Annotated in this window: 10 protein-coding genes and 1 other annotated feature; all 10 genes read right to left on the bottom strand. The window is 29.0% G+C overall.

The features are described from left to right. Positions 1-207: 207 nt before the first annotated feature. The 10 genes from VN21_RS09450 to infC all read right to left on the bottom strand — a co-directional run bounded on the left by VN21_RS09450 (position 208) and on the right by infC (position 11,345). The gene (locus VN21_RS09450; RefSeq protein ID WP_046823037.1) at positions 208-2,607 is read right to left on the bottom strand and encodes a DUF3656 domain-containing U32 family peptidase; all 2,400 of its coding nucleotides are present in this window, start codon (positions 2,605-2,607) and stop codon (positions 208-210) included. A 73-nt stretch (positions 2,608-2,680) separates the two neighbouring features. Further along, positions 2,681-3,259: a cell division protein ZapA gene (zapA, locus tag VN21_RS09445; RefSeq protein WP_046823036.1), complete on the bottom strand. Its 579-nt coding sequence runs from the start codon at positions 3,257-3,259 to the stop codon at positions 2,681-2,683. Between the two features lie 28 nt (positions 3,260-3,287). After that, positions 3,288-5,678, bottom strand: a complete 2,391-nt coding sequence (pheT, locus tag VN21_RS09440) for a phenylalanine--tRNA ligase subunit beta (RefSeq protein WP_046823035.1) — start codon at positions 5,676-5,678, stop codon at positions 3,288-3,290. Positions 5,679-5,693: 15 nt separating this feature from the next. Continuing rightward, on the bottom strand, positions 5,694-6,713 hold the full coding sequence (gene pheS / locus VN21_RS09435; RefSeq protein WP_046823034.1) for a phenylalanine--tRNA ligase subunit alpha: 1,020 nt from the start codon (positions 6,711-6,713) through the stop codon (positions 5,694-5,696). Between the two features lie 55 nt (positions 6,714-6,768). Further along, positions 6,769-7,000: a binding site (T-box leader), on the bottom strand. Between the two features lie 60 nt (positions 7,001-7,060). Next, entirely contained in the window at positions 7,061-7,858 is a 798-nt protein-coding gene (locus VN21_RS09430) for a TrmH family RNA methyltransferase (protein WP_046823033.1), read from the bottom strand. Between the two features lie 4 nt (positions 7,859-7,862). Continuing rightward, positions 7,863-8,534 carry a potassium channel family protein gene (locus VN21_RS09425; protein WP_046823032.1) on the bottom strand — a complete coding sequence of 224 codons (672 nt, stop codon included), beginning with the start codon at positions 8,532-8,534 and terminating at the stop codon, positions 7,863-7,865. A gap of 20 nt (positions 8,535-8,554) precedes the next feature. Beyond that, positions 8,555-9,931 carry a TrkH family potassium uptake protein gene (locus VN21_RS09420; protein ID WP_046823031.1) on the bottom strand — a complete coding sequence of 459 codons (1,377 nt, stop codon included), beginning with the start codon at positions 9,929-9,931 and terminating at the stop codon, positions 8,555-8,557. Between the two features lie 309 nt (positions 9,932-10,240). Further along, positions 10,241-10,597 (bottom strand): 50S ribosomal protein L20, encoded by a 357-nt coding sequence (gene rplT, locus VN21_RS09415; RefSeq protein WP_021428465.1) that lies wholly within the window; start codon positions 10,595-10,597, stop codon positions 10,241-10,243. A 58-nt stretch (positions 10,598-10,655) separates the two neighbouring features. Continuing rightward, positions 10,656-10,853 carry a 50S ribosomal protein L35 gene (rpmI, locus tag VN21_RS09410; RefSeq protein ID WP_021428430.1) on the bottom strand — a complete coding sequence of 66 codons (198 nt, stop codon included), beginning with the start codon at positions 10,851-10,853 and terminating at the stop codon, positions 10,656-10,658. Between the two features lie 27 nt (positions 10,854-10,880). After that, positions 10,881-11,345 carry a translation initiation factor IF-3 gene (gene infC, locus VN21_RS09405; RefSeq protein WP_442952408.1) on the bottom strand — a complete coding sequence of 155 codons (465 nt, stop codon included), beginning with the start codon at positions 11,343-11,345 and terminating at the stop codon, positions 10,881-10,883. Between the last annotated feature and the right edge of the window lie 261 nt (positions 11,346-11,606).

The following is an 11,606-nucleotide window of genomic DNA, read 5'->3' as shown; positions in this document are numbered from 1 at the left end:
TTGTATAAATTAAATTTAGAAAATATACTTACACAATTGTAAATTATACCCTAATCTACATAATTTAACAAAAAACTCTCCAAATTTCAATATTTGTGTACATTTTGTGACTTCATTTTATGCATTTTCACATAAAAACTCTCTTACGTGATTAGTTGCATAAAAAAGGATAATATGTAATATTAGTATACATATTATCCTTTTTTATTATTCAACACCTTTATAGTAATGACCGGATGTTAATCCAGTATCTTCAAGCTCTTTATATAACTTTTTACATTTCATACCCATCTTAAAATCATTTTCTATGCACTCTACAAAAGCTTTAATTATAGAATTTATTTCTTCATTTGATTCAAATGTTAAATCTATTCTAAATACATTTATACCTGATTTATTTAATTCACTTAAATCTTCTAGTACACACAGTGGCTTAGAATTGTATATGCTAGTTCTACAGAAAATATCCTGAGATAATCTATACATATTATCTTTATCATCTTTTAGAGCATATAAACTTTTGTTGCAAACAGAACTTCTTTTATCCTTTTTACAATTTCGAACTAAAACTCCCATTGGACAGTATTCACTAATCATAAGAGGTGTATATCCATAAACTATACTTTCTATCTCGCTATTAGTATATTTTAACATATCTTTTATTTCAGTTAAATTTAATTCTTGAGATAAGCAAATCGTATTTGCTCCTTCTGATTTATAGTGATTTATAGTTTCACTATTAAAAGAATTTAAGTAGCTATCTATATATATCTCTTTTCCCTTATATAAGTTTATGCAACCTAAATTACCAGCTTGTATAGAGTTTTTATCAAATTTATTTAAAATACTATAATCTTTATTTCTAAGTATTCTAGGAGGAGAATATATAAGCTTTATATTTCTATTGCAAATAGTTTTAGCTTCTTCTAATGTATTTATATCTTCATAATATACGGCATCTATATCATGTAATACTACAGTTTTTAATTGTTCTATATTTTTAACTTTAACTCTTAATTTTATATCTTTATCCTCTTTTATAACTTTTGGTGAAAATTTAATGCACTTATCTTTGAAGTTTCTACTTTTTATAATTACTCTTTCATTACTTAATTTATCTATAGCATCTCTTCTCAGTTGATTTAATACACTTATCGGTAAACTTATGTCTTCATCTATATCAACATCTATATTTCTCAGCACATATGTTGTATTTCCTAGTTTTTTTATTTGAGAAACTATCTTTTCCTCACTCAATGCAACCTTCATGGCTTTCTCTACAAGCTTTTCATTTGTAACAGTTATTTCATTTTTATATCCATCTTTTAAGCTAAGCTTTGGAGGCTGTCCAAGTTTCAATTCAATAGTAGCATCTATAGGAATTTTTATAGTTTCAACATCTTCTTCAAATGACTTCTTAATAGTGTTTAATAAATCACTATCTGATGTTTTATATACTATTTGTCCTTTTTTAGCTTCTCCTATAAAATCTAATTCTATAAGTTCTCCAGTTTCTCCTATATCGCTTATTATATTGTTTTGCTTAATAATTCTTCCTATAGTTCCTCCACCTAAGTTAATTCCATCACCTTTTTTAAGTGTATTCTCTAGCTTAATTTTTAAGCGCTTAGCTTTTCTGTTGTAATCAATTACTTTTCCAATATAAAGCCCTACATTATTAGGTCGATTTGAGTTCATAACAGCTTCTCCAACCTCTCCTAATAAATATCCTTTTGTGAACTTTCTATTAAATATAGTATATAAATTATTCATAGTTTCATTTGATACATTTACTTTATTTTTTTCTATATATGTATCTATAGTTTTTCTATAACTACTTATTACAGTTGCTACGTATTCTGGACGTTTCATTCTTCCTTCAATCTTTAAAGAGTGTACTCCAGCTTCTATGACTCTATCTATTTCCTCTATTGTATTTAAATCCCTAGGGCTTAATAAATAATCGCCTTCTGTATCTATCACTTTACCTGAATTTATATCTATTAATTCATACTTTTGTCTACATGGTTGCGCGCATCTACCTCTGTTTCCAGATCTATTTCCTATCATACTGCTCATTAAACACTGCCCTGAATAGCATACACATAATGCTCCGTGTACAAATATCTCAATATCAACATCAGTATTTTTACATATATGTTCAATTTCATCTATATTAAGTTCTCTAGCTAATACAACTCTATCAAATCCAATGTTTTGTAAGTATAATGTATCTTCTAGTGAATGAGCAACCATTTGTGTACTTGCATGCAATTCAAAGTCTGGTAATAAACTTTTTATTAGTTTAGCCATTCCTATATCTTGAAGTATAACTGCATCAACATCTATATCATATAAATATTTTATATAATTAAGAAAATCATCTATTTCATATTGTTTTATAAGTGTATTTGCCGTTACAAATACTTTTACATTTCTTATATGCGCATACTTTACAGCTTCTTTTAATTCTTCTCTATCAAAGTTATTCGCTGAGGCTCTAGCACTAAATTCTTTTCCACCTAAATAAACTGCATTTGCTCCATTTTGCACAGCTGCTTTTAACGCATCAAAACTACCTACAGGTGCTAGTAATTCTGTATTCATAACTACCTCCTTATTGTCATTAAAAACTAAAACCTTCAGGTTATTTTTCCTGAAGGTTTCTAAAAGTATTCTATTATTTTAAAAGTTTTCCAGATGCTTTTATATAATTTAGCTCTTGTTCTAACTCTATGTTCTTCAACTGTAAATCATATAATTTGTTTTGAAAATCTGAAGCTAGCTTTTCAGCTATCTCAGTTTTCTCATTAGCTTCATCTAAATTCTTTTTAAGTTCCTCAATCTCTTCTTTAAGAGGATTCATTTCCTCTAAGTCATTGGCTTTATTTTTTAGTTCTGTCTTTAGAGAATCTATTTCATCTTGTTTTTTACCAAGCTCTTCAACTTTATTATCAAGTTCTAACTTTATTTTTTTCATCTCTAGTTGAACTTCTTGGTTAGGTTTTTCTGCTTTTTTAACTAATTCTTTATTCTCTTTAGTTAGCTTATCATTTTCTTCTGAACATTCAAATAGCAAATCAGTAATAGTTAATGCTGATAATATAGCCACTTGAGATGTACTAAGCATTGAATTAGCTTCTGCTATTCTGCTCATTTCCTCATCCACATAATGAGCTATTTTTATCATATAATCTTTAGATTTTTCAGATACCATAGGATATTCCGATCCATGTATCTTTACTGTAACTTTGTTCATCCTAACCCCCCCTACATTTGTTTCTTAATTAATTTGATCTTAAATTCGCATTTAGTTTTTCACTTAGCTCACTTACTATCTTATCATGAACTTTTGCTACGTCTTCATCAGTTAAAGTTTTATCTTTACTTCTGTAAGTTATTGAGTATGCTATAGATTTGTGCCCTTCTTCTATTTGAGCTCCCTTGTAAACATCAAATAATTGATAGCTTTCTAATATATCTGATCCATTAGCTTTTATTATATCTTCTATTTGTTTTACAAACACTTCATCCTTAACTAATAAAGCTATATCTCTAGTAGTTGCTGGATATTTAGGTAATGGATTATAAACTTTAGAATTATTTAAGTTCTCAAATACTAAGTCAATATCTATCTCTGCAACATATACTCTTTGATTTAAATCATAGTTTTCTAGTACATCTGGATGTAGCTCTCCGAATGTCCCTATACATATATTATTATACACTAATTTAGCACATCTTCCAGGGTGGAATGTTAAATTTTTAGTTTCTGGTTCAACTTCGTATCCATCAAATCCAACATTGTTTAATATAGTTTCTACTGCACCTTTTATAGAGAAGAAATCTACTTCTTTTCCGTACATTCCTATAGATAATTTCTTAGTTTCTACAGGTAATCCTTCTTGTGGTCTAAATGTATTTCCACATTCAAAAGCATAAACTTCTTCAACTTTATGAGATAAGTTTGTTGATATTACATCTAACATATTAGGTATTAAAGTAGTTCTCATAACAGAAGTTTCTTCACCTAAAGGATTTATAATTTTAACAAATTCTCTTCTCTCATCATCTTCAGCTAAGTTTAGCTTATCTACTCCTCTTGGACTTACAAATGAATATGTTAAAATTTCATTTAATCCAACAGCTATAGAATTAGATTTTACATTATCCATAAATTTTTGTTTATTTGTTTTTACTCCTGCTGTAGCATTACCTTCTAAAGTTGCAGATGGTATATTTTCATATCCATAAATTCTTGCAACCTCTTCTAATATATCAGCATCTTCACATATATCTAATCTAAAACTTGGTACTTCTAATTCTAACTTATCAGATGAAATTAAATTACACTTAAACTCTAATCTTTCAAGTATATTTATAAATTGATCCATAGGTACATTAACACCTAATAGTTTATTTATTCTTTCTGGGTTAGCAGTTATTTTTTGTACTTCTTCCTTTTTAGGGTAATAATCAAGCATACCATTAAGAACTGTACCGCAACCTAATTCTTCTATTAATTGACAAGCTCTATTTACAGCAGCTTCTGTTAGATTTACATCTATTCCTTTTTCAAATCTTGATGAAGCTTCTGTTCTTAATCCTAATTTTTTAGATGTTGCTCTTATATTTTCCTTTGCAAAACTTGCTCCTTCAAGGAATATAGATGTAGTGTTATCTTTTACTTCAGAGTTTTCTCCTCCCATGATACCAGCTAAATCTAAAGTCTTATCTTGGTTTCCTATAACTAACATATCTGATGTTAATGTTCTTTGGACACCATCTAATGTAGTAAATTTCTCACCTTCTTGTGCAAGTTTTACTATCATCTTATTATATTTTATATCTTCTAAGTCAAATGCATGAAGTGGTTGACCAAGTTCTAACATAACATAATTAGTTATATCTACTATATTGTTTATAGGTCTCATACCTGCCTCTATAAGTCTTCTTTGCATCCAATATGGAGAAGGCCCTACTTTAACATCTTTAATAACCTTACCACAGTATCTTTTACATAGTTCTGTCTGAACATCTATTTCAAACTTCATCTCTTCGTTAGATCCATTTACAGTTATTTGTGGGTATTTTAATTCTTTCCCTAAAGTTACTGCAGCTTCTCTAGCTATTCCTATTATTGATCTACAGTCAGGTCTATTTGATGTTATTTCAAATTCTATTAAAACATCGTTTATTCCTAATGCTTCTCTTACATCCATACCTAGTTCAAATGAATCTTGATGATCTAGTATATATATTCCATCTTTTTTATGTTCTTCTACATATTGAGAAGGTATAGTTAATTCTTCTGCTCCACAGAACATTCCCTCTGAAAGAACCCCTCTTAATTTACCTTTTTTTATTTTAAAATCACCTGGTAGAACAGCTCCTATTCTTGCAACTGGAACATAATCTCCAACATTTATATTTGTAGCATTAGTTACTATTTGAAGTATTTGACCATCAGCCACTTCAACTTTTGTAACCTTTAATCTATCTGCATCTGGATGTTGTTCTATTTCAAGTATTTTACATACTTCAACTCCATTAGTTTCTTTTCCGAAGAACTCTACTTTTTCAACCTTTGAACCAGTCATAGTCATCATATCAGCGAATTCTTGAGTTTCTCTATCTATATCAACGTAGTCTCTAAGCCATTTTAAAGGTACTAACATATCAAATCCTCCTAATTAAAATTGATTTAAAAATCTCATATCATTTTCAAATAATAATCTTATGTCATCTATTTCATACTTAAGCATTGTTATTCTATCAAGTCCCATACCAAAAGCAAATCCACTATAAACTTCAGGGTCTATTCCACAGTTTCTTAATACATTTGGATGTACCATACCAGCTCCTAATATTTCTATCCAACCTTCACCTTTACACATCTGGCATCCTGCACCTTGACACTTAAAGCAAGTAACATCTACTTCTGCACTTGGCTCTGTGAATGGGAAGTTATGTGGTCTGAATTTAGTTTTAGTGTGTTCTCCAAATAACTTCTTAACAAACATATCTAATGTTCCTTTTAATTGAGCCATAGTAACGTCTTTTCCAACTACAAGACCTTCTATTTGATGGAACATCGGTGAGTGTGTTGCATCTGGAGCATCAAATCTAAAACATCTACCTGGAGATATTATTTTTATTGGTAACTCTTCATTTTTCATTGTTCTAACTTGAACTGGAGATGTTTGAGTTCTAAGTAATAACTCATCATTTATATAAAATGTATCACTCATATCTCTAGATGGGTGATCTTTTGGTGCATTTAATGCATCAAAGTTATTTCCAACTGTTTCAACTTCTGGTCCTTCTGCTATAGAGAATCCCATACCTATAAATATTTCACTTACTTCATCTATAATTTGAGATATAGGATGTTTTTTCCCTACTTTAAATTCTTTAGCTGGCATAGTTACATCTAAAACTTCTTCAGCTAATTTTCTTTGCTTTTCAATATTTTTTAACTCATCTTTTTTAGTACTTATAGCGGTATCTATAGCTTCTCTAACTTCGTTAGCAACCTTTCCTATTACAGGTCTTTCTTCAGCTGATAATTTACCCATTTCTTTTAATATAGATGTTATTTCACCTTTTTTTCCTAAGTACTTAACTCTTAAAGACTCTACTTGCTCTATATCTTGCATGTCTTTTATTTCACTTAATGCTTCTTGTTGTAAATTAAGTAGTTTTTCTTGCACTATATTCACCCTTTCACTTTAATTTTTATACATCAAAAAAAGCCCTTCATCCCTATCTAGGGACGAAAGGCTTTTGTTTCGCGGTACCACCCTAGTAGCTTGATTTATTAAAAATAATTCAAACCACTCGAAAAACGTAACGTGTTTTAAACGTCATAACCTACTTAAACTTCAGCTATGATACTCCAGAGGGAACTTCTTTTAATAACTTAGAAAGTACTTTCAGCCTAGGTACTTATCTCTGCACTAATGACTATTAAAATACTTTTCTCTTTCATAGTATTTTAAATATTAAACTTTGATTGTAAATTATATCATATATAGTGTGAATTTTCAATACAACTCTATTATATCATATATTTTTTGATTTCATACATAAGTATAGCTGAGCTTATCGCTGCATTTAAAGATTCAGCTTTGCCGTATATAGGTATTTTAACTAGTGTGTCTGATTTTTCTATAAGTTCATCATTAACACCATTAGCTTCATTCCCAATAACAAGAGCTGTTTTATAGTTATATTCTACTCCATCATAAAAGTTATTTGTATTTAAATAACTTGATACAATATCAAATTTCCTATCTTTTAATTCTTTTAATACTTCATCTTGAGTCATATTTATTATTTTCATATCAAATATTGATCCCATTGTAGATCTCGTAACTTTGCTATTATATATATCTACACAACCTTTTAAGTTTATTATAGCATCTACACCTGCTGCATCTGCTGTTCTTATTATAGTACCCATATTACCTGGGTCTTGTATTCTATCTAAAATCAATACAAATCTGCAATTGTCATCTAAAATATCTTGAATATTATTTTTTTGTATACCAACAACTCCAACTATACCTTGAGTGCTTTCTGTATCTATAAACTCATTAAATATCTTATTTGTAGTTTTATATACTTTTATATTTTTACTTTCTAAAACTTTTAAGAATTCAACATGTTCCTCTTTTGTTTCAAAATTTTCATTTATAAATACATATTGTAAATCCGCATTACAATCTATAGCTTGAGTTAAAATTCTAAATCCTTCTATTAAAAATTTAGACTCTTTTAACCTATTTTTACTTTTTAAAAGAGATTTAGTTAATTTAACTTTTTCATTATCCTTACTACTTATCGATACTATCATTTTTTTATTTTCTCCTAAATGAAAAGTCATTATCTGCTGTTATTGTACTTATTTTGCTATTTTGACCTATAACAACTAATATACTTCCTGCATTTATTTTTTCTTCTGGAGATGGTGTAACATTTATAGTTTTATCACACTTTATAGCTAATACTGTTATTTCATATTTAGCTCTTAAATCTAATTCTATTAATGTCTTACCTTCCCATTCTTTAGGCGTAACAATTTCAACTATAGAATAGTCTGGATCTAACTCTATATGGTCTAATATATTATTTGAAACTAAATTATGTGCCACTCTAACTCCCATATCTCTTTCGGGGAATACAACTCTGTCAGCACCTATTTTATATAAAACTTTAGCTTGGAGCTCATCTTTCGCCTTGCATACAATTTGCTCTACACCCATTTCTTTAGCTATTAATGTAGCCATTATAGACGCTCTTATGTCAGAACCTATAGCAATTATTGCTACATCAAAATTTCCCATGCCTAAAGCTCTAAGCGCTTGTTCATCAGTAACATCTACAATAGCTGCATGTGTAACCTTCTCAGATATAGCCTGTACTGAATCATCATTTTTATCTATTGCCATTACTTGATGTCCTAGTAAATGCATTGTAGTTGCCACTGATGATCCAAATCTTCCACAACCTATAACTATATATTGTTTCATACCTGCTCTCTCCTAACTTTCTATCCTACTATAATTTTACCTTCTGGAAATCTTATAACTTGTTTCTTAGCAGAATTTTTAGATACTAAAGCTATAAATATAGTTAAAAATCCTACTCTTCCCATAAACATATAAATCATTATTATTATTTTACCAAATATATTTAAATTAGGTGTTCCACCTATACTTGAGCCTACTGTTGCAAATGCAGATACAACCTCGAATCCAGATTCAATTAAATCAAATGAATCTTGAGTTAAATTTATTATTAAAATACCTATTACAACTACTGATAATCCGATAAAAAATATCCCTAATGCCTTCCTTACTGCATTAACACCTACTCTTCTTTCAAATACTTCTATATCTTCTCTTTCAAATATAAAACTTTTTACAGAAAGTATAATAGTTGCAATAGTTGCGGTTTTAATACCTCCACCGGTAGAACAAGGTGATGCTCCTATGAACATTAAAATTATCATTATAAATAAACTTCCTTGGTGCATAGATGCCAAGTCTATAGTATTAAATCCAGCAGTTCTAGGTGTAATTGATTGAAATAATGATCCTAATAATTTACCCTTTAATGAAAGATCTCCTAGTGTTTTGGGGTTTGAATATTCTATAAATAATATAAATACCATCCCAGTAATTATTAATGTTCCCGTAGTTATTAATACTACTTTTGAATGTATATTTAGCCTAGATAGTTTTTTCTTCTTTACTACATCTAAAATTACAGGGAATCCTATACCTCCAAGAACTATAAGTGCTGAAATTGTAAGAGTTATAGTTATATTATTTACATATTTTGTAATTGAAGTAAATGGCCCACTTATATTACCCATAAGGTCGAATCCCGCATTACAGAATGCTGAAATAGCATGAAAAATACTAAACCATATTCCTTTAATTAATCCAAATTCAGGTATAAATACAGTTGATAATATTAACGCTCCAAATCCCTCTATTACAAACGTCATCAATAATACATATCTAGTTAGTTTAACTAATCCAGATAAGTCAATTTGATTCAGTGCCTCTTGTATAAGAAGTCTTTCCTTTAAATTTATCCTTTTTTTCGTTATCAATGCAAATAAAGTTGTTATTGTCATAAATCCTAAACCACCGACTTGAATCAATACAATTATTACAATTTGTCCAAATAAGTTCCAATGTGTAGCTGTATCTACTACTACTAAACCAGTTACACATACCGCAGATGTAGACGTAAATAAAGCGTCTACAAACGGAGTAGATTCTCCTGTGTTTGTAGCAATAGGAAGTGTAAGTAGTATCGCTCCTATTAATATAACAGTAGCAAAACCAATTACCATTATTTGAGGTGGATTTAATTTATTAATCGGCTTTTTAATCTTTAAAATAAACTCTTTCACCTACTTTATCTCCTCCTGTATGTATTATAAATTAAACCTTTCTTGTGTTTAATTATATTATTGCGCTTATAACAATAATAAAATACATTATATACTTAGTTTTTAAATATATCTATACCTAAATGGAAATTTGTAATTTTAAAAATATTTATTATATATTTACACAAATTTAACATATGTAATTTTTTCATTTGATAAAAATTTCACCTTTTTTATGCGCAAATTTTATTAATCGTCAGCAGTTTCACATTCAATATTATATTTAAATACATAAAAAAACTCTGAGTCTTAACCCAGAGTTTTGTATAATTAAGCTAATTTTGATTTAGCAACTTCTACTAATTTAGCAAATCCTTGAGGATCATTTATAGCCATTTCAGATAACATTTTTCTGTTAACTTCAACACCTGCTAATTTTAATCCGTTCATAAATCTTGAATAAGACATTCCGTTAGCTCTAGTAGCTGCATTTATTCTTTGTATCCAAAGTTTTCTGAAATCTCTCTTCTTTAATTTTCTACCAACATAAGCATGCTTTAATGCTTTCATTACAAACTCGTTAGCTGGTCTGTATAATTTACTTCTTGATCCTCTGTAACCTTTTGCAAGTTTTAATACTTTCTTATGCTTCTTACGAGCGTTCATAGCTTTTTTAACTCTTGCCATCGTCGTAACCTCCTTCGTTTCTCTGTTCTAAATAATTTTTATCTATTTGTATTCGATCTTATAAGTATGGTAATAATTGTGCTATTCTTCTAGCATCACCTTCACTAACTACTCCAGACTTTCTTAATTGCATTTTAGTCTTAGCATCTTTCTTAGTTAGTATATGTCTTCTGAAAGCTTTACCTCTCTTTAATTTTCCACTAGCAGTCTTTTTGAATCTCTTAGCTGCTCCTCTATGAGTTTTCATTTTAGGCATATTAATATCCTCCTCTCAAATGTATATCTATTTTTTTGGATCTATCATTACAACCATATTATTACCCTCAAATGCAGGGGCTTTTGTTGGTTCTCCAAACTCTTTTACTAGGTCTATAAACTTAAGCATTACTTTTTTTCCTAAATCCTTATGCCCTAGTTCTCTACCTCTAAATCTAAGTTCAACCTTAACTTTGTCTCCTTTTTTAAGGAATTTCATAGCTTGGTTAGCTTTTGTATTTAGGTCATTTTCCTCTATACCTGGTCTTAATCTAACTTCTTTTACAATTACAACCTTTTGCTTTTTCTTAGATTCTTTTTCTTTTCTAGATTGCTCATATTTATATTTACCATAATCCATTAACTTGCATACTGGTGGGTTCGCATTAGGTGATATTTTTACTAAATCTAAATTCTTCTCGTTTGCCATTAATTGTGCATCTCTAGAAGACATTATTCCAAGTTGTTCACCAGTTTCTGAAAGAACTCTTATTTCCTTATCTCTTATCTGATCATTGATTGCTAATTCCTTACTAATAGTAGGACACCTCCAATTTTATATTAAAAAAGGCGAATGATATCATCATCCGCCATATAAGTTACTACAATTAATAAAACACTTAAATCTTAACTTATATTTACCTTACTAACTTTATTGTTGTAAGGTGAGAAGCGGACTTCTTCTTGTTTTTTATTACTCTATATACTATACCATCAGTTTAAATAAGTGTCAATTATTTTTTTATTTTTTATA

Origin of the sequence: Paraclostridium benzoelyticum, assembly GCF_001006285.1 — a bacterium.
GTDB lineage: Bacteria > Bacillota > Clostridia > Peptostreptococcales > Peptostreptococcaceae > Paraclostridium > Paraclostridium benzoelyticum.
The sequence above is the reverse complement of the archived record's forward strand: the minus strand, read 5'-3'. Positions and strand labels throughout refer to the sequence as shown.